Origin of the sequence: Cupriavidus basilensis, from assembly GCF_000876015.1 — a bacterium.
GTDB classification, from domain to species: Bacteria; Pseudomonadota; Gammaproteobacteria; order Burkholderiales; family Burkholderiaceae; genus Cupriavidus; species Cupriavidus basilensis_B.
In genome coordinates this window covers 366,446-383,539 of record NZ_BBQM01000012.1, presented here as the reverse complement: position 1 = coordinate 383,539, position 17,094 = coordinate 366,446, and the positions used below count along the sequence as shown (strand labels likewise).

The 17,094-nt window shown below is 70.4% G+C and carries 19 protein-coding genes; 17 read left to right on the top strand and 2 right to left on the bottom strand.

The genetic code is table 11. The features are described 5' to 3' along the window. Positions 1-135: 135 nt before the first annotated feature. The 7 genes from KF708C_RS09520 to KF708C_RS09490 all read left to right on the top strand — a co-directional run bounded on the left by KF708C_RS09520 (position 136) and on the right by KF708C_RS09490 (position 6,361). Complete coding sequence (locus tag KF708C_RS09520) at positions 136-1,038, top strand: MurR/RpiR family transcriptional regulator (protein WP_059411583.1); 903 nt, start codon at positions 136-138, stop codon at positions 1,036-1,038. A 1-nt stretch (position 1,039) separates the two neighbouring features. Further along, positions 1,040-2,560, top strand: coding sequence for an N-acyl-D-amino-acid deacylase family protein (locus KF708C_RS09515; protein WP_370552801.1), 1,521 nt, complete (start codon positions 1,040-1,042; stop codon positions 2,558-2,560). 43 nt (positions 2,561-2,603) lie between these two features. Further along, on the top strand, positions 2,604-2,996 hold the full coding sequence (locus KF708C_RS09510; protein WP_020202839.1) for a RidA family protein: 393 nt from the start codon (positions 2,604-2,606) through the stop codon (positions 2,994-2,996). A 110-nt stretch (positions 2,997-3,106) separates the two neighbouring features. Next, on the top strand, positions 3,107-4,462 hold the full coding sequence (locus KF708C_RS09505) for a GntP family permease (protein WP_029043574.1): 1,356 nt from the start codon (positions 3,107-3,109) through the stop codon (positions 4,460-4,462). Between the two features lie 345 nt (positions 4,463-4,807). Further along, positions 4,808-5,059: an AbrB/MazE/SpoVT family DNA-binding domain-containing protein gene (locus KF708C_RS09500; RefSeq protein ID WP_020202841.1), complete on the top strand. Its 252-nt coding sequence runs from the start codon at positions 4,808-4,810 to the stop codon at positions 5,057-5,059. After that, positions 5,053-5,403 carry a type II toxin-antitoxin system ChpB family toxin gene (locus KF708C_RS09495; protein WP_059411582.1) on the top strand — a complete coding sequence of 117 codons (351 nt, stop codon included), beginning with the start codon at positions 5,053-5,055 and terminating at the stop codon, positions 5,401-5,403. The genes KF708C_RS09500 and KF708C_RS09495 overlap by 7 nt, the downstream gene beginning before the upstream one ends. Positions 5,404-5,935: 532 nt before the next feature. Further along, positions 5,936-6,361: a CBS domain-containing protein gene (locus tag KF708C_RS09490; protein ID WP_231586418.1), complete on the top strand. Its 426-nt coding sequence runs from the start codon at positions 5,936-5,938 to the stop codon at positions 6,359-6,361. 189 nt (positions 6,362-6,550) lie between these two features. On the opposite strand, the gene KF708C_RS09485 is transcribed toward KF708C_RS09490, so the two are convergent. Continuing rightward, positions 6,551-7,027: an Lrp/AsnC family transcriptional regulator gene (locus KF708C_RS09485; protein ID WP_020202844.1), complete on the bottom strand. Its 477-nt coding sequence runs from the start codon at positions 7,025-7,027 to the stop codon at positions 6,551-6,553. Between the two features lie 160 nt (positions 7,028-7,187). On the opposite strand from KF708C_RS09485, the gene glmS reads away from it, so the two are divergent. The 5 genes from glmS (at position 7,188) to KF708C_RS09465 (ending at position 11,282) form a co-directional block, all read left to right on the top strand. After that, the gene (gene glmS, locus KF708C_RS09480) at positions 7,188-9,017 is read left to right on the top strand and encodes a glutamine--fructose-6-phosphate transaminase (isomerizing) (RefSeq protein WP_059411581.1); all 1,830 of its coding nucleotides are present in this window, start codon (positions 7,188-7,190) and stop codon (positions 9,015-9,017) included. Positions 9,018-9,364: 347 nt separating this feature from the next. Continuing rightward, positions 9,365-9,502 (top strand): hypothetical protein, encoded by a 138-nt coding sequence (locus tag KF708C_RS36375; RefSeq protein ID WP_020202846.1) that lies wholly within the window; start codon positions 9,365-9,367, stop codon positions 9,500-9,502. Positions 9,503-9,632: 130 nt separating this feature from the next. Further along, entirely contained in the window at positions 9,633-10,079 is a 447-nt protein-coding gene (locus KF708C_RS09475) for a MarR family winged helix-turn-helix transcriptional regulator (RefSeq protein WP_059411580.1), read from the top strand. Between the two features lie 57 nt (positions 10,080-10,136). Beyond that, positions 10,137-10,700, top strand: a complete 564-nt coding sequence (locus KF708C_RS09470) for a cysteine hydrolase family protein (protein ID WP_059411579.1) — start codon at positions 10,137-10,139, stop codon at positions 10,698-10,700. Between the two features lie 252 nt (positions 10,701-10,952). After that, positions 10,953-11,282: a hypothetical protein gene (locus tag KF708C_RS09465; protein ID WP_020202849.1), complete on the top strand. Its 330-nt coding sequence runs from the start codon at positions 10,953-10,955 to the stop codon at positions 11,280-11,282. A 220-nt stretch (positions 11,283-11,502) separates the two neighbouring features. Here the strand turns inward: KF708C_RS09465 and KF708C_RS09460 are convergent, their stop codons facing one another. Then, on the bottom strand, positions 11,503-12,153 hold the full coding sequence (locus KF708C_RS09460; protein WP_059411578.1) for a DUF6869 domain-containing protein: 651 nt from the start codon (positions 12,151-12,153) through the stop codon (positions 11,503-11,505). A 475-nt stretch (positions 12,154-12,628) separates the two neighbouring features. Here KF708C_RS09460 and KF708C_RS09455 point away from each other — a divergent pair, with 475 nt between their 5' ends. From KF708C_RS09455 to KF708C_RS09435, 5 genes are all read left to right on the top strand, one after another. Next, the gene (locus KF708C_RS09455; protein WP_059411577.1) at positions 12,629-13,555 is read left to right on the top strand and encodes an aldo/keto reductase; all 927 of its coding nucleotides are present in this window, start codon (positions 12,629-12,631) and stop codon (positions 13,553-13,555) included. Positions 13,556-13,562: 7 nt separating this feature from the next. Continuing rightward, a complete protein-coding gene (locus KF708C_RS09450; protein WP_059411576.1) occupies positions 13,563-14,906 on the top strand; it encodes an NTP/NDP exchange transporter in 1,344 nt (447 codons plus the stop codon). A gap of 11 nt (positions 14,907-14,917) precedes the next feature. Further along, positions 14,918-16,096, top strand: coding sequence for an esterase-like activity of phytase family protein (locus KF708C_RS09445; protein ID WP_231586417.1), 1,179 nt, complete (start codon positions 14,918-14,920; stop codon positions 16,094-16,096). Between the two features lie 154 nt (positions 16,097-16,250). Beyond that, entirely contained in the window at positions 16,251-16,544 is a 294-nt protein-coding gene (locus KF708C_RS09440) for a hypothetical protein (RefSeq protein WP_063826836.1), read from the top strand. Positions 16,545-16,690: 146 nt separating this feature from the next. After that, positions 16,691-17,056, top strand: coding sequence for a hypothetical protein (locus tag KF708C_RS09435; protein ID WP_020202855.1), 366 nt, complete (start codon positions 16,691-16,693; stop codon positions 17,054-17,056). Positions 17,057-17,094: the final 38 nt, after the last annotated feature.

Sequence of the window (17,094 nt, the reverse complement as noted above, 5' to 3'; positions counted from 1 at the left end):
ATTGACGTAATGATAGCCTTGAAATTACGATATTTCACCCTTGTTATAAAGTAACATCCGCGGCGTGCCGAACCTTGCCTGCGCCGGCGGATGCGCGCACGTTCCGCCCTTACGCTTCGCCCTACGCTCCCGTCCATGTCCGCGTCCTTCGACATCCTTTCCCGCATCGCCGAGCGCGGCCCCACGCTGCGCCTGGCCGAGCAGAAGGTCGCCCAGGTGATCCTGGAGGACCTGGCCGGCGCGGCCGCGACCAGCATCAACGAACTGGCGCGCAAGGCCGGCGTGAGCGAAGCCAGCGTGACGCGCTTTGCCAAGGCCATCGGCTGCCGCGACGTGCGCGACCTGAAGCTGCGCCTGGCGCAGGCCACCGCGGTGGGCCAGCGCTTCCTGCAGGCGCAGGGCGCGCGCACGGCCGAGCCGGCCCCGGCCACGCTGGCCGACAGCATCCATGCCGACATCCTGGACTCACTGGAAGTCAACCGCAAGCTGATCGACCCCGACCACATCGGGCGCGCCGCGCGCCTGTTGCTCGACGCGCGCATGGTCTACGCTTTCGGCATGGGTGGCGGCTCGTCCTTCATGGCCGACGAGGCGCGCTACCGCCTGGCCCGCCTGGGCCGCCCCGTGGCCAGCTACCAGGATGCGCTGCTGCAGAAGATGGTGGCGGCCACCCTGCACAAGGACGACGTCGTGCTCGCCTTCTCCGCCACCGGCAGCGTGCCCGAGATGCTGGCCAGCTGCGACATCGCGCGCGAGTACGGCGCGCGCCTGGTGGCCGTGACCGCGCTGGGCTCGCCGCTGGCCGCGCGCGCCGACGTGCTGCTGCCGGTGCGCACGCTCGAAACCGATTTCATCTTCAAGCCCTCGGCCTCGCGCTACGCCATGCTGCTGGTGATGGACGTGCTGTCCACCCAGCTCGCGCTGCTGCAGCAGGAGCAGAGCCAGGACCGGCTGCGCCGGCTCAAGTTCGTGCTCGACGCGCACCGCGGCAGCGCGGGCCCCGGCGCCGCGGACAGCCGCCAGCCGCTCGGAGACTGACATGCCCGCCTCGACCGACACCGCGCCGTCCGGCCTGCCGCCGTTCGACACGCTCATCCGCGGCGCCACCGTGCTCGACGGCTCCGGCGCCGAGGCGCGCCGCGCCGACGTGGCACTGCGCGCCGGGCGCATCGCGCGCATCGCCATGCTGGACGACGATGAGGACGGCGGCGGCATCGACCCCGCCGGCGCGGCGCAGGTGGTGGCGGCCGACGGCCTGGTGCTCGCGCCCGGCTTCATCGACGTGCACACGCACGACGACACCAACGTCGTCCGCCAGCCGGAGATGACGCCCAAGCTCTCGCAGGGCGTGACCACCGTGATCGTCGGCAACTGCGGCATCAGCGCCGCGCCCGTCGCGCTGCGCGGCGAGCCGCCCGACCCGATGAACCTGCTCGGCGGCGCCGAAGCCTTCCGCTACCCGGATTTCGGCAGCTACGTGCAGGCCGTGCGGGACGCGCGGCCCGCCGTCAACGTGGCGGCGCTGGTCGGCCACACCGCGCTGCGCAGCAACCACATGGACCGGCTCGACCGCGCCGCCACGCCGGCGGAGATCGCCGCCATGCGCGCGCAGCTGGAGGCGGCGCTGGCGCACGGCGCGCTGGGCCTGTCCACGGGCCTGGCCTACGCCAGCGCGTTCAGCGCCACCACCGACGAAGTGCTGGCGCTGTCCGAGCCGCTGGCGCGCGCCGGCGCGCTCTACGCCACCCACCTGCGCAGCGAGTTCGCCGAGATCCTGGAGGCGATGGACGAAGCCTTCCGCATCGGCCGGCACGCGCGCGTGCCGGTGGTGATCTCGCACCTGAAATGCGCCGGCGTGGCCAACTGGGGCCGCAGCGGCGAAGTGCTCGACGCGCTCGAGCGCGCGCAGCGCTGGCAGCCGGTCGGCTGCGACTGCTATCCCTACACCGCCAGCTCCTCCACGCTGGACCTCAAGCAGGTCACCGGCGACTTCGACATCATGGTCACGTGGTCCGGGCCGCATCCCGGCATGGGCGGCCGCCTGCTGGCCGACATCGCCGCCGGGTGGCAGACCAGCCTGGAAGACGCCGCGCGCCGCCTGCAGCCGGCCGGCGCGGTCTATCACGGCATGGAAGACGCCGACGTGGACCGCATCCTCAGCCACCCCGCCACCGTGATCGGCTCGGACGGCCTGCCCAACGACCCGCTGCCGCACCCGCGCCTGTGGGGCGCGTTCCCGCGCGTGCTGGGCCACTACGCGCGCGACCGCGAACTGTTCCCGCTGGCCGTGGCCGTCAACAAGATGACCGGCCTGTCGGCCGAACGCTTCGGCCTGGCGCAGCGCGGCTTCGTGCGCGAAGGCTACTGGGCCGACCTGGTGCTGTTCGACGCCGCCACCATCCGCGACGCGGCCAGCTTCACCGACCCCATGCAGCCGGCCGAAGGCATCGCCGCGGTGTGGGTCAACGGCGCGCTGTCCTGGCGGCGGCGCGCGGCCACCGGCGCGCGCGCCGGCCGCTTCCTGCCGCGCGCGCGGCGCGCCGGCGACGTGGCCGGCTAGCGGCGCCGCAACCCGATTTCAGCAATCCGCTTCAGGAGTCTTCATGGAAATCAGACGATTCGGCGTGGAAGGCGGCACCGGCTCCGGTGGCCAGCACATGCCCTTTGCCCGCGCGGTCGCCGCCGACGGCTGGCTCCACGTGTCGGGCCAGGTGCCGATGGTGGCCGGCGAGGTCATCGACGGCGGCATCGTGCCGCAGACCCACCAGGCCATCAGGAACGTGCTCGCCATCCTGGCCGAGGCCGGCTACGGCCCCGAGCACGTGGTGCGCTGCGGCGTGTGGCTGGACGACGCGCGCGACTTCGCCTCGTTCAACAGGATCTTCAGGGAATATTTCGGCGCCAACCCGCCGGCACGCGCCTGCGTGCAATCGAGCATGGTGGTGGATTGCAAGGTCGAGATCGACTGCATCGCCTACAAGAAGCCGGCGGCCTGACCAGCGCCTTCCGGCAAACACCTCAACCGGCCGCCTGCGCGGCCATTTTCATAACGGACGCGGGAGAGCCCCGCCGGACCCTCCGGCGGACCCCGCAGCAAGGAGACAATATGGGCGCCGTCACCGGAACCACACTATTGCTGTACGCGCTGATCGCCGTGATCGCACTGGTCGTGCTGATCGCGAAGTTCAAGCTCAATCCCTTCATCACCCTGGTCGTCGTCTCGGTGCTGCTCGGCTTTGCCGTGGGCATGCCGATGGGCGACATCGTCAAGTCGTTCGAGGCCGGCGTCGGCGGCACGCTCGGCCACATCGCGCTGGTCATCGGGCTGGGCACCATGCTCGGCAAGATGATGGCCGAATCGGGCGGCGCCGAGCGCATCGCGCGCACGCTGATCGATTTCTTCGGCGAGAAGAACGTGCACTGGGCGATGGTCACGATCGCCTTCATCGTCGGCCTGCCGGTGTTCTTCGAGGTCGGCTTCGTGCTGCTGGTGCCGATCGCCTTCAACGTGGCCAAGCGCACCGGCACCTCGATGGTGCTGGTCGGCATCCCGATGGTGGCCGGCCTGTCGGTCGTGCACGGCCTGATCCCGCCGCACCCGGCCGCGCTGCTGGCCGTGACCGCCTACGGCGCCGACATCGGCAAGACCATCCTGTACGCGCTGATCGTGGGCATCCCCACCGCCATCATCGCCGGCCCGCTGTTCGCGCGGCTGATGGACCGCTACGTCAAGCTGCCCGACGTCAACCCGCTGGCCGCGCAGTTCACCGAGGACGAGAGCAAGGGCACGCATGAACTGCCCGGCTTCGGCATCACCATCTTCACCATCCTGCTGCCGGTGGCGCTGATGCTGATCGGCAGTTGGGCCGACCTGCTCACCGCGCCCAAGACTTTCGCCAACGACTTCCTCAAGCTGATCGGCAACTCGGTGATGGCGCTGCTGATCGCCGCGCTGGTGAGCTTCTACACCTTCGGCAAGGCGCGCGGCTTCAACCGCGAGAACATCCTCAAGTTCACCAACGAATGCGTGGCGCCCACCGCCATCATCGTGCTGGTGGTCGGCGCCGGCGGCGGCTTCGGCCGCGTGCTGCGCGACTCCGGCATCTCCAACGCCATCGTCGACGTCGCCACCGGCGCGCACGTCTCCGTGCTGCTGCTGGGCTGGCTGGTGGCCGTGCTGATCCGCATCGCCACCGGCTCGGCCACGGTCGCCATGACCACCGCCGCCGGCATCGTCGCCCCGATCGCCGCCAGCGTGCCGGGCACCCGCCCCGAACTGCTGGTGCTGACCACCGGCGCCGGCTCGCTGATCCTGTCGCACGTGAACGACGGCGGCTTCTGGCTGGTGAAGGAATACTTCAACATGACCGTGGCGCAGACCTTCAAGACGTGGTCCGTGTGCGAGACCATCATCTCGGTGGTGGCACTGCTGCTGACGCTGGCGCTGGCCACGGTGGTCTGATCCCGGCTGGCGTTGCCCGAGGCGGGGCGCTCGTCCCGCTTCGGCTTCGCGGCCCGGGCTGCGACCGGGCCGCGCTCCCTCCCGTCTCCTTCCTCCCTCCCCCTTTTTCGCTGCGCGGGCGTTCGTTTCCGTGGCTGCCCTTCGCCTTCGACATCCCTCCGTGGGCAGCGCAAGCCAATGGCGGCCGGCCGCAATCAATGAGACTTGTCGCCTTGCCGGCAACTCGCGCATCGCGGATAAACAGGCCATGCCTTCCCGCGAGGCGACGTATCTACAACGTAGATACGAAATTTGACCACCACAACCAGCGTATCTACAATGGCTATACATCTACTGGAGCCTGCCGTGGAACTGTCGATTCAGAAATGGGGCAACAGCGCGGCCGTGCGGCTGCCCGCCGCGCTGCTCGAACAACTCAAGGTCGCCCTAGGCGACAAGCTCACTGTCGACGTGCGCCAGGATGGCGTCCTGCTCAAGCCCGCCCGGCCCCGGTACGCACTCGAAGAACTGGTCGCGCAGTGCGATCCCGCCGCGCCGATGCCCGCGGACCTGGCTGCCTGGCACCACGCCGGGCCGGCCGGCCACGAAGCATGGTGAAGTCCGCCAGGTTCGACCGGGGCGACATCGTGCGGGTAAGCCTGAACCCCACGGCCGGCCGCGAGCAGCAGGGAGATTTCCGCCCCGCGCTCGTGCTGTCGCCCGCCGCCTTCAACGCGCTCGGCGTCGCGCTGGTCGCGCCGATCACGCAGGGTGGCGACGTTGCCCGTTTCGCCGGCTTCGCCGTGCCGCTGTCCGGGTCCGGCACCGAGACCCAGGGCGTCGCGCTGGTGAACATGGTGCGCACGCTGGACCTTGAAGCGCGGGGCGCAAGGAAGGTCGAGCGCGTGCCGGCCGAAGTGGTGGAAGACGCGCTGGCGCGCCTGCAGACGATCCTGGCGTGACTGGAAAGGCCGGGCGAGCGTTTGCCGCGGCCGTCGGCCGCGCCTCCGATGCCGCCCGGCAATGTCGCGTGTCCATGCGTGCCGTGCCGGCATGTTCCCGTCATGACGGTGCCCCGGTGAAAGCGGCGATGCGCAGAACGGGCAATTCGCAAGGGGTGCCGATCCCGAAGCCGATCCTGGCCCGGTCGGGCCTGGGAGACGAAGTGGACATGCCGGCCGAAAATGATGCGCCCGGCGCCGCGCCGCGTCCCCGTCACCCTCATGAAGCGGGACGGCTCGCTAAAGAAAGCCGGGGTCGCAGCCGACAACACAATGCTGAACAGCCTGCGAGCGTTGCAGGAGGTAGTCGCGGAATGGCGCCGGGCAGGACGGACACGGGTTGCGCCCCCTGTCCGCCCGGCCTGGCCCAGGTTGTGCCCCCGCCCCGCGTAGCGAGAATGGCCGCCCGGCCACCGGCGCCACGCGCGGGGCAATGGCGACCCCGCATGGGAAAAAGACAAACACGGAGCCAGTTGTGACCATCGATAGCATCATGTCCAGAAAGATCGTCAGCGTGGTGTTCGACGATACCTTGGCAACGGTCAAGCACATTTTCGACGAGGCGAAGTTCCATCACCTGCTCGTCGTCGAAGACGAGAGACTGCATGGCGTCGTATCGGACCGCGACCTGCTGCGCGCGGTGAGCCCGTTCATCGGCAGCAACGTGGAGTCGGCCAGGGACCTCAACACCCTCAACAAGCGCGTGCACCAGATCATGACGCGCAAGCCGATCACGTTGCGCCCCGAGGCCAGGATCCCCGATGCCATCGCGCTGTTTCTCGCTCATCGGATCTCATGCATCCCCATCGTGGACGCGCAGTTCCGGCCGGTCGGCATCGTCAGCTGGCGGGATATTCTGCGGTGGATTTCGGATGCCCCGGCGCCCGCGGATCCCGAACCGGACGACGCCGCGGCATGAACGCCGGCGGCATCCGGCCGCCCAGCGCCTGACATCGCCTACCGGGACTGGCGCCGGGAGCCGCGGCCGGATCGCGGCCTGACCGGAAACTCGCGCCGATGCACGGCGCCGGCCGAACGGCCGCCCCGGCTCGTTCAACGCCGGAGCCGCGCTGACCGGCAGGCATCGCGGCCCGCCGGCTTCCCGGTTCTATCTTCCCGCCACCGGCGCGTTCGCCTCGAACTTGGCCCGATGCGTCGAGAAAAACGTCCGCACGTTGCGCACGTTGGACGCGCCGGCGAACAGCCGCCGCGCGAACGCATCGTAGGCGGCCATGTCGGCCATCTCCACCGTGACGATGAAATCCGGCCCCGGCGAAACCCGGTAGCACTGCGTGACCGCGGCCTCGGCGCAGATATAGGCCTCGAAGGCGTCGTGGTCCTCGGCGGTCTGGCGGTCTAGGCTGATCTCGATGATGGCGGTCAGCGGCGTGCCGGTCTGGCGCGGATCCAGCACGGCGATCTGGCGCTGGATGACGCCGCTTTCCCTGAGCCTGCGCACGCGCCGCAGGCAGGTGGGCGCCGAGGCGTGCACGCGCTCGGCGAGGTCGGTGTTCGAGATGGCCGAGTCGGCCTGCAGGATGCGGAGGATGCGCAGGTCGAGCTCGTCCAGGAAGGTGCCGGGCAATGGGGACTCCGCGAGGCCTGATGAAATAAAATTTCATCACTATTTGATGATGATTGATTATTTCATTGTTTATAGATTTAAGAAAGAAAATTACATACCGATCCCTCTACCATGCTAACCGCTGGCCCGGCCTCGGGCCGATCATGAGGGAAAAACGGATATGTGTGGAATTGTCGGGGCGGTCGCGCAGCGCGACATCGTGCCCAATCTCGTCGAGGGCCTGAAGCGGCTGGAGTATCGCGGTTATGACTCCTGCGGCGTGGCGCTGCACCAGGACCGGCAACTGGTGCGCGCGCGCAGCGTGGACCGCGTTGCCGCCCTGCAGGCCGACATCGCCCGGCAGGCGCTGGCGGGCTACACCGGCATCGCGCACACGCGCTGGGCCACGCACGGCAAGCCGGTCACGGGCAACGCGCACCCCCACTTCTCGCCGCGCGAGGAAGCCGCGCGCATCGCGCTGTCGCACAACGGCATCATCGAGAACCACGAGGAACTGCGCGCGGGCCTGGAGGCCAGCGGCTACGTCTTCGCCAGCCAGACCGACAGCGAGGTGATCGCGCACCTGATCGACCACCTGTACGACGGCGACCTGTTCGAGGCGGTGAAGGCGGCCGTGGCGCGGCTGCGCGGCAGCTTCGCCATCGCCGTGCTGTGCCGCGACGAGCCGCACCGGCTGGTGGGTGCCCGCAGCGGCATGCCGCTGGTGGTCGGCGTGGGCGAAGGCGAGAACTTCCTGGCGTCCGACGCGATGGCGCTGTCCGGCGTCACGGACCGCATCGCCTATCTCGAGAACGGCGACGTGGTGGACGTGCAGTTGCACCGCTACTGGATCGTCGATGCCGCCGGCCAGCGCGTGGAGCGCCCCGTGGCGCGGGTGGCGGCGCACGGCAGCAGCGCCGATCTCGGCCCGTACCGCTACTACATGCAGAAGGAGATCTTCGAGCAGCCGCAGGCGGTGGCCGACACCTTGCAGGACGTCACCGCGGTCATGCCGGAGCTGTTCGGCGACAAGGCGTGGCGCGTGTTCAACGCGGTCGACTCGGTGCTGCTGCTGGCGTGCGGCGGCAGCTATCACGCCGCGCTGACGGCCAAGTACTGGATCGAGAGCCTGGCCGGGCTGCCGGTCAGCGTGGAGATTGCGAGCGAGTTCCGCTACCGCGAAAGCGTGCCGAACCCGAACGCGCTCGTCGTCGCGGTATCCCAGAGCGGCGAGACCGCCGACGTGCTCGGCGCGCTCGAGGTGGCCCGCCAACTGGGCATGCGCCACACGCTGGCGATCTGCAACGTGCCGACCAGCGCGCTGGTGCGGGAATGCGCGCTGCCCTTCATCACGCGGGCCGGCGTGGAGATCGGCGTGGCCTCCACCAAGGCCTTCACCACGCAGCTGGTGGCGCTGTTCCTGCTCGCCCTGACGCTGGCGCAGATCCGCGGGCGGCTTTCCGCGCAGGACGAACAGCACCACCTGCGCGCGCTGCGCCACCTGCCGGACGCCATGCGCCAGGTGCTGGCGCTGGAGCCGCAGATCATGGCCTGGTCCGAACTGCTGGCGCGCCGCGAGAACATGCTGTTCCTGGGCCGCGGCATGCACTACCCGGTGGCGATGGAAGGCGCGCTGAAGATGAAGGAAATCTCGTACATCCATGCCGAGGCCTATCCGGCCGGCGAGCTCAAGCACGGCCCGCTGGCGCTGGTCAGCGACGAGATGCCCGTGGTCGCGGTCGCGCCCAACGACCGCCTGCTGGAAAAGCTCAAGTCGAACATGCACGAGGTCAGCGCGCGCAGCGGGCGGCTGTTCGTCTTCGCCGACAGCGACTGCGGCATCGCGCCGAGCCCCGGCATCGAAGTGCTGCGCCTCACGGAATACTACGGGCCGCTGTCGCCGATCCTGCACACGATCCCGATGCAGTTGCTGGCCTACCATGCCGCGCTCGCGCGCGGGACCGACATCGACAAGCCGCGCAACCTGGCGAAATCGGTGACGGTGGAGTAGCGATGTTGCCGGCGCAGTGACGCCGTGGCGGGGCTGGACATGCTGGGAAAGCCGCATGCCCCGTCCCCGCACCCCGAATCCTGTCGGAACGGCACGACAGGCAACACGCAAGAAGTGACTCAAAGCCGATTCTTCGCGAGCAAATGTGAATGATGCACCGCCACAACGATGTTTTTGAGCAAACACTCCAATCCGCCCACTAGACAGGATTGGATTAGGGTTTATACTTACACCTGTCTCCTCCTTGTCTCCAACGACATGGATTCAACCCGCCCTTCGGGGCGGGTTTATTTTTTTCCGCCTCCGTTCGAATTCATCCGCAGGCCGCCGCCCCCGGCGTTCAGAGCATGAAACGTTTTGCAGCATTCGCCACGGCAAGCTGGTCGGCAGCCGCGCTGGTCTATTTCGGGCAGCACTCGACGGCCATGCTGGCCATGAGCGCCATCGTCGCCCTGGCCGGGCTGGACATCGCTTCCAGCCTCTGACCGGCACGCGGTCCCGCGCTCCATAGTTCCCCCGCTTCGCCACTGCGCGCCGTTTACCGCGCCGCCTTGACTGCCGGCCATATATGAAGGTAGCCTTCACAGCTAACCTTCATAATTTCCCGCGACCGACATGACCGCCCCGCACACGGATTCCGACGCCGCGCACGCCCTGGCCGCCGAACTGCGCGTGGTGCTGGGCAAGCTGACCCGGCGGCTGCGCGAGAAGTCGCATTTCAGCCATCTCACCTGGACCCAGTTGCGCGTGCTGCTGCGGCTGGAGCGCGAAGGGCCGGCGACGGTATCGGCGCTGGCGCGGGCCGAGGGCATGCGCCCGCAATCGATGGGCGAGACGGTTGCCGTGCTCAAGGCGGCCGGGCTCGTCAGCGGCGCGCCCGATCCCAGCGACGGGCGGCAGACCGTCCTGTCGCTCACGCCGGCCTGCGCCGAGGCGGTCCGGGCCGGCCGCGCGGCGCGCGAGGACTGGCTGTTCCATGCCATCGAGACCCGGCTCGCGCCGGCCGAGCAGGACGCGCTCGCCGCGGCCGTCGCGCTGCTGGCGCGGCTGGTGGAGTCCTGACGCCGCCGCCCGACGCACGACACCGCACTCGCCGCCCCCCCTTCCCAAGGAAACGCCATGACAACGACCACGCTCGACCCCAGCACCGCCCTCATCGTCATCGACCTGCAGCAGGGCATCGTGTCCTACCCCACGGTCCATCCCATCGGCGAGGTGGTGAAGAACGCCGGCGCGCTGGCCGCCGCCTTCCGAGGCCACGGCCTGCCGGTGGTGCTGGTCAACGTGGCCGGCGGCGCGCCGGGGCGGGCCGAGCAGACGCGCAACTTCGGGCAGCTTCCGCCCGGCTGGGCCGACCTCGTGCCCGAACTGGACCGCCAGCCGGGCGACCACCTCGTGACCAAGCGGACCTGGGGGGCGTTTACCGGCACCGGCCTCGACGCGCACCTCAAGGGCCTGGGCGTCACGCAGGTCGTCATTGCCGGCGTGTCCACCAGCATCGGCGTGGAGTCGACCGCGCGGCAGGCGCACGAACTCGGCTACAACGTCACGCTGGCGCTGGACGCCATCACCGACATGCACCCGGACGCGCACGCCAACAGCGTCGCGCGGATCTTCCCGCGGCTGGGCGAGACCGGCACCACGCGCGAGATCGCCGAATTGCTCGGCAAGACCCGCGCATGAGCGCCGCCGCGGCACGGCGCGCGCGGGCGCCATGACGGACGGCACCCGCGGCGCGGCGTGAAGGCGCCGCGTTTCCCTGCCCGGCCAGCCAAAGCAGCGCTTCGCGCCGGAATGCGCTACGCTGCATGCCTGCGGTGTCCCGCCCTGCCATCCCATGCTTTTATGACAGTTGTCACAATCTCTTCATACGGGGAAGCAGGATGGCTACCCTCCCCCGCTATAGAATCGAACCCTAACTGGAGGAATAAAACGATGCCCAAAAAGCCAAGGAAGGTCGAGGAGTCAATCCCGGCCACTACCACGGCGCAAGGCCTGATCGCCCTGCTCGACCATATCGCCAACGCGACCGCCCAAGGCCAGCTGGACCCCGAGTTCGCCCGCAAGCTGGGCAAGCGGGCCCGCAAGGAAGCTGATGCGCTGGTCGCGGACGAAGTATTCTCCGCCGCGCACGGCGCGCAGGTGACGGCAGCGCTGCAGTCGCTGGAAGGCGCCATCGCCGACAGCGAAGGCGGCCTGCTGGGCAAGGCAGTGAAGCGCCTGCGCGACGCCGACAAGCGCGCGGCGGAAACCCCGGGCGCCTGAGCGCCCCCGCCACGGAGCGGGCTTGCGGCCCGGCCCGTGGCTGGTCCTGCGCGCATCCACGTCCGTGCCGCGCGGGACCAGGGTGCAGCGGAGCATCGTCCAGCCATTATTTCGACAGTTATTTAAATATTGAAATCAGTACGGCCGCATGGCCAGCCGGAACCCGAACCCGACCGTGCGCGCCTGGATCCAGGGCGGATCCGGGGCCTGCGGTCGGGAATCAGGGATCGGGAGAAACGGCGCGCACGCCGTGGCGCACGGGTGTCCCGGCATGCGCCTGTTTCACCGGGTCCGGCGCGGCGGCGCGCGCCTCGGCGGCGGAAATGGGCTGGAACGCGCCCGGCACGACGCGCGCCGCCACCTTGCGCGCGCCCGCCTCGCCCGGCCCCTCGGCGGCCGTGGCCGCCGCGGCGCTGCCGGAGGCCGGCCCGAGCGGCTCCGGACCCGCGCGCCGGTCATGGCAGATCCACATCGCGCGCTGCGGCACGTCGTTGAAATTGCCGTCGCTGGCGGCCAGGATGCGCGCCCAGACCTCGGGCGTGGAGCTGCGCCACACGCCGCACAGCAGGCGGCGAAAGCGCGGATCGCGCGCGGCCTGCCGCTCGATGCGGCCGATGAACGCGGGGCCGTGATATTCGATGAGGTCTTCGAGTTCGCCGGCGGCCAGGGCGCCGAGCACGCGCTCGTTGCCGGTGCGGGTCAGGATCTCCAGCACCAGCGCCCACAACTGGTCGGGGTCGTTGACGCAGAGCCAGTCGCAGGCCTGCCAGACCCAGAACGAACGCACTTCATGCCGGCCGATGGCCGGATCGTAGCGGCTGTAACGCTCGATGTAAGCGTTGACCAGGCGCTTTTGCTCATGGGTTTCCATCGTCCCCCCGGACTACCCGCCTGAAAAACGAATGGGTCCGGCCGGCGACCGCCGCCGCGCCCTGTCCCGGGCGACGGCCGGCAGCCGGTCCGGCTTGCCCCTGTCCGCCAGCGGCTCCGCGCTGGTCGACTCATGTACTGCCCCGGCTGCCCCCTCTGTACCGGGCCCCGCCTGGCAGCCACCCGTGCAGGCTGCCTCGCCACAACCGCCACCATGCCGCCGCCGGCAATCGGGCGGCGGATCCCCTGCGGCGGATCCAGAACAATGATAGGCGGCAATCCCGCGCCCGGATGAGTGAGCGGGGACCGGGGCGGGTTAACCATGAGAATGCCCCGCCGCCGGCTCCGCGTTCCAGCCCTGTTTCCACGCCATCCTGCCCGCTTGCCGGCCACCTTCCACCCGCTCGCCGCGCCCAGCAGCGGCCATGCCATCTGTGAGAAGATGTCGGCCAGCCCCAGCAAGCAGGGAGATCGCCATGTCATCCGATCGACGCCGGTTCCTTCGCCACAGCACCTGTCTCGCCGCGGCCCTGACCGGCCTGTCCGGCAGCGCCTGGCCCGCCGCGGGGCCGCATGCGCCGGGCCCGCTGCGCCGCCTGATTCCCGGCGGCCGCGAGACCCTGCCCGTGATCGGCATGGGCACCTCCGACACCTTCAACGTGGGCACCGAGGCAAGCGAGCGCGCCCCGCTGGCCGAGGTGCTGGCGCTGCTGCTGCAGACGCCCGGCGCCGTCATCGATACCGCGCCCAGCTACGGCAGCGCGGAGGCCGTCACCGGCGACCTGCTGCGCAGCGCGCAGGCCCGCGCCAAGGTGTTCCTCGCCACCAAGATTTCCACCTCGGCCGGCAGTCCGGCGCAGGCGCAGTGGGCGCAATCGCTGCGCGACCTGCGCAGCGACAGCGTGGACCTGCTCCAGGTGCACAACCTGATCGACTGGCGCGACAACCTGCGCTTGCTGCGCCAGCTCAAGGAGCAGGGCAAGACGCGCTATGTCGGCATCACCCACTACCGCGAGGACGCGCACGAGGCGCTGATCCAGATCGTGCGCGCCGAGCGCCTGGACTTCGTCCAGCTCAACTACTCGCTGGCCGAGCGCAATGCCGAGCGCACGCTGCTGCCGCTGTGCCAGGAGCGCGGCGTGGCGGTGCTGGTCAACCGCCCGTTCCAGGACGGGCGGCTGTTCCGCGCGGTCAGGGACCGGCCGCTGCCGCCGCTGGCGGCCGAGCTCGACTGCGCCTCCTGGGGCCAGCTGTTCCTGAAATTCATCGTCAGCCATCCGGCGGTGACGGCGGCCATCCCCGCCACCTCCAAGCCGAAGAACATGCAGGACAATCTCGGCGCCGGCTTCGGCCGCATGCCCGACGCCGGCCAGCGCGCGCAGATCGCCGCGCTGCTGGCCTGAACCGGCCATGAGCGCACCGACCCTGGCAGCCCGCCGCGGCCTCGGCATCCAGCCCGGCGAAGGCAGCGCCGTGGTGGCCGGCTTCCTGTTCTTCTTCTGCCTGTTCGCCAGCTATTTCATGCTGCGCCCGGTGCGCGAGACGATGGGCATCGCCGGCGGCGTGCGGAACCTGCAGTGGCTGTTTACCGCCACCTTCGTGGTGATGCTGGTGGCGATTCCCATCTACGGCCTGTGCAGCGCGCGCCTGCCGCGCCGCCGCTTCGTGCCGTGGGTGTACGCGTTCTTCGTCGCCAACCTGGTGGGCTTCGCGCTGGCCACGCGCGCCGCGCCCGACAACCTGTGGCTGGCGCGCGCGTTCTACGTGTGGCTGTCGGTGTTCAACCTGTTCGTGGTGTCGGTGGCGTGGAGCCTGATGGCGGACGTGTTCCGCCCGGGCCAGGCGCGGCGCCTGTTCGCGCTGCTGGCCGCGGGCGCCAGCGCGGGCGGGCTGGCCGGCCCGGTGCTGGGCGGCTGGCTGGTGCCGCGCATCGGCCTGACCGGGCTGATGCTGCTGTCGGCCGCGCTGCTGGCGGCCACGCTGCCGGGCGCGGGCTTCCTGTTCGGCTGGCGCCGGCGCGCCGGCGCGGGCGTGCCGGTGGCGGACGACCCGGTGCTGCCGCAGGACCCGGCCCGGCCCATCGGCGGCGGCCTGTGGGCCGGGCTGACGCTGGTGGCGCGCTCGCGCTACCTGCTCGGCATCGGCCTGTTCGTGATCCTGCTGGCCACCGCCAGCACCTTCCTCTACTTCGAGCAGGCCCGGCTGGTGGCGCAGACCTTCCCCAGCCGCACGCAGCAGACCCAGGTGTTCAGCGCCATCGACGCCGTGGTGCAGGGCCTGACCATCCTGGTCCAGGTGTTTTTCTCGGGGCGCATCGCCCGGCGCTACGGCGTGACCATGCTGCTCGGCGTGGTGCCGCTGGCCACCGGCCTGGGTTTCCTCGCGCTGGCGCTGTGGCCCGCCTTCGGCGTGCTGGCGGCGGTCATGATCCTGCGCCGCGTGGGCGAATACGCGCTGCTGCGTCCGGGGCGCGAGATGCTGTTCACGGTGGTGGACGCCGAGACCAAGTACAAGGCCAAGAACGTCATCGACACCGCGGTCTACCGCGCCGGCGACGCCGTCAGCGCATGGATCAAGACGGCCATCGACGCCTTCTCCGGCCATCCCGCCGTGGTGGCGCTCACCGGCGCCGTGCTGGCGCTGGGCTGGGCCTGGCTGGGCTGGTGGCTGGGCTGCCGGCACGAAGGCCGCGCCGGCACCGAGCCGCCGGCCGCGCGGCTGGAAGCGGCGCCCGGGCGGCCCGGCGGCGCATGAGATTGCGGGCCTTGCGCAAGGCCGCGCGCGCGTGGCTGCCTGCCGCTGCGCTTGCCACGGTCCTGGCCGCCGCGGGCTGCGCCGGTCCGCCCGCCCCCGCACTCACTCCCGCGCCGGGCCCGGCCGCGCTGGCGCTGCTCGGCGAGCAGCGCATCGCCCTGCGCCAGCCGTTCCGGGACACCATCGTCGGCGGCCTGTCCGGGATCAACTACGACGCCCGCTCCGGCACGTGGTTCCTGGTCAGCGACGACCGCTCGGCGCTCGGCCCGGCGCGCCTCTACACCGCCACGATGCGCTACGACGCGAACGGGTTCCACGCGCTTGCGCTCGACGGCGTGATCGTGCCGCGGCAAGCCGACGGCACCGTTTTTCCGGGCCGCCGGCAATGGCTCGAGGGCCGCGGCGAGGTGCCGGACTTCGAAGCCGTGCGCGTCGATCCACAGGACGGCAGCCTGTGGCTGGCCACCGAGGGCGACTGCTCGCTCAAGGAAGACCCGGCCGTCATCCACGTGGCGCGCGACGGCCGCTACTTGTCCCGCATCGCCGCGCCCGCGATGTTCGCCATGTGCCGGCAGGCAGGCTACGGCTCGCGCGACAACCTGACCTTCGAGGGCCTGAGTTTCTCGCATGACGGCAGCTCGCTGTGGGTGGCGATGGAAGGCCCGCTGCAGCAGGACGGCCCGGAACCCGCGCGCGGCCACGGCGCCGTCGCGCGCATCACCGAGTTCGCGCGCGACGGCCGCGTGCTGCGGCAGGTCGCCTACCCCATCGATGCCATCCCCGCGATGCCCGGGCAGGACGTGCCGGCCAACAATGGCGTCACCGAGATCCTGGCGGTGGACGCGCACCGCCTGCTGGTGCTCGAGCGGGCCGCGGTGCGCCAACCCGACGGCAGCTTCGCCAACGACATCCGCCTGTACGAGATGGACCTGCGCGGCGCCAGCGACATCCGCGGCCTGCCCGCGCTGGCGGGCGCGGACTACGTGCCGGCGCGCAAGCGGCTGGTGTCCGGCCTGCGCAAGCTGGCGCTGCCGCGGCTGGACAACCTGGAGGGACTGGCCTGGGGACCGAAGACGGGGCGCGGATGCGCCACGCTGGCGATGGTGTCGGACGACAACTTCAACCCGCGGCAGGTCATGCAGGTGCTGGCCTTCGACGTACTGCCGGACAGCGGCATCTGCCCGCCATGAACATCGCCAGAACACGGGGGCTGGTCCGCGAACCGGCTTCTCTTGGCTTCTTTTGGCCTCTTTTAGCCGCCTCCCGCTCCCCGCCACCCCGGCGAACGCCGATAATGGTGACGGAATATTACCAACCCGACAGCAAGCACCAATGAGATTCCCCATGAAAACACACCGGATCCTCGCCAGGGCAGCCGTGCTCGGCGCCAGCCTCGCCGCCCTCGCCCTGGGCGGCATCGCCCACGCGCAACTGCCGCCGCCCCAGCCGCAACGGCCGCAGGGCGAGCGCGCCACCGCCACGCCGCTGCCGGCGCAGCCCGCGCCGCACAAGCGACACAAGCACAAGCACCGGCATCACCACAAGAAGGCGCAGCCGTCGCCGGGCGCCCAGCCGTCGGCCGTGCCGGCGCCCGCCGCTGGGCCGCAGCCGTCCCCGCCGCCGCGCCCGGCGCCCTGAGCCCGGCGCGCGCGCAGGGGGCGGCACGGGTCGGGCCGGCGTTACATCTGCTAACCGCGCCGTAATATTGCAGTGACACCTTGGGCCTAGCATGACTTCATGGCCAGCGCGCTTGCGCCGGCCGCCATCAGGATCAGGAGCCAGTCATGCGCAATCCCACTCGTGCCAGCCGTGCAGTCCGTGCCATCGGCGCCGGCCTGCTTGCCGCCTCGCTGCTCGCGGCCGGTCCCGCCTCGGCGCACGGGCGCGATCATGGCCGTGGCGGCGGCGGCGGTGCCGCCGCGGTGCTGGCCATCGGCGCGCTGGTCGGCCTGGCCGTCGGCGCGGCCGTGGCCAGCCAGCCGGTGATGGCCGCCGCGCCCGCGCCGGCCTACGCGCCGCCCCCGGGCTACTGCTACAGCAACTACGACCGCGCCTACGTGCCGTGCGGCCCGCAGCCGGTGCAGGCCGTGCCGTACTACCAGCAGCAACCCTATCCGCAGCAGTACCAGCAGCCGTATCCGTCCTACTAAGCTGGCACACGCGCCACCGCGCGGCCCTCGGGGCTGCG

What these genes read in the sequence shown, in the direction of transcription:
- KF708C_RS09520 (WP_059411583.1), top strand. Translation starts at nt 136, where the DNA reads ATGTCCGCGTCCTTCGACATCCTTTCCCGCATCGCCGAGCGCGGCCCC.
- KF708C_RS09515 (WP_370552801.1), top strand. Translation starts at nt 1,040, where the DNA reads ATGCCCGCCTCGACCGACACCGCGCCGTCCGGCCTGCCGCCGTTCGAC.
- KF708C_RS09510 (WP_020202839.1), top strand. Translation starts at nt 2,604, where the DNA reads ATGGAAATCAGACGATTCGGCGTGGAAGGCGGCACCGGCTCCGGTGGC.
- KF708C_RS09505 (WP_029043574.1), top strand. Translation starts at nt 3,107, where the DNA reads ATGGGCGCCGTCACCGGAACCACACTATTGCTGTACGCGCTGATCGCC.
- KF708C_RS09495 (WP_059411582.1), top strand. Translation starts at nt 5,053, where the DNA reads ATGGTGAAGTCCGCCAGGTTCGACCGGGGCGACATCGTGCGGGTAAGC.
- KF708C_RS09490 (WP_231586418.1), top strand. Translation starts at nt 5,936, where the DNA reads ATGTCCAGAAAGATCGTCAGCGTGGTGTTCGACGATACCTTGGCAACG.
- glmS (WP_059411581.1), top strand. Translation starts at nt 7,188, where the DNA reads ATGTGTGGAATTGTCGGGGCGGTCGCGCAGCGCGACATCGTGCCCAAT.
- KF708C_RS36375 (WP_020202846.1), top strand. Translation starts at nt 9,365, where the DNA reads ATGAAACGTTTTGCAGCATTCGCCACGGCAAGCTGGTCGGCAGCCGCG.
- KF708C_RS09475 (WP_059411580.1), top strand. Translation starts at nt 9,633, where the DNA reads ATGACCGCCCCGCACACGGATTCCGACGCCGCGCACGCCCTGGCCGCC.
- KF708C_RS09470 (WP_059411579.1), top strand. Translation starts at nt 10,137, where the DNA reads ATGACAACGACCACGCTCGACCCCAGCACCGCCCTCATCGTCATCGAC.
- KF708C_RS09465 (WP_020202849.1), top strand. Translation starts at nt 10,953, where the DNA reads ATGCCCAAAAAGCCAAGGAAGGTCGAGGAGTCAATCCCGGCCACTACC.
- KF708C_RS09460 (WP_059411578.1), bottom strand. Translation starts at nt 12,153, where the DNA reads ATGGAAACCCATGAGCAAAAGCGCCTGGTCAACGCTTACATCGAGCGT.
- KF708C_RS09455 (WP_059411577.1), top strand. Translation starts at nt 12,629, where the DNA reads ATGTCATCCGATCGACGCCGGTTCCTTCGCCACAGCACCTGTCTCGCC.
- KF708C_RS09450 (WP_059411576.1), top strand. Translation starts at nt 13,563, where the DNA reads ATGAGCGCACCGACCCTGGCAGCCCGCCGCGGCCTCGGCATCCAGCCC.
- KF708C_RS09440 (WP_063826836.1), top strand. Translation starts at nt 16,251, where the DNA reads ATGAAAACACACCGGATCCTCGCCAGGGCAGCCGTGCTCGGCGCCAGC.
- KF708C_RS09435 (WP_020202855.1), top strand. Translation starts at nt 16,691, where the DNA reads ATGCGCAATCCCACTCGTGCCAGCCGTGCAGTCCGTGCCATCGGCGCC.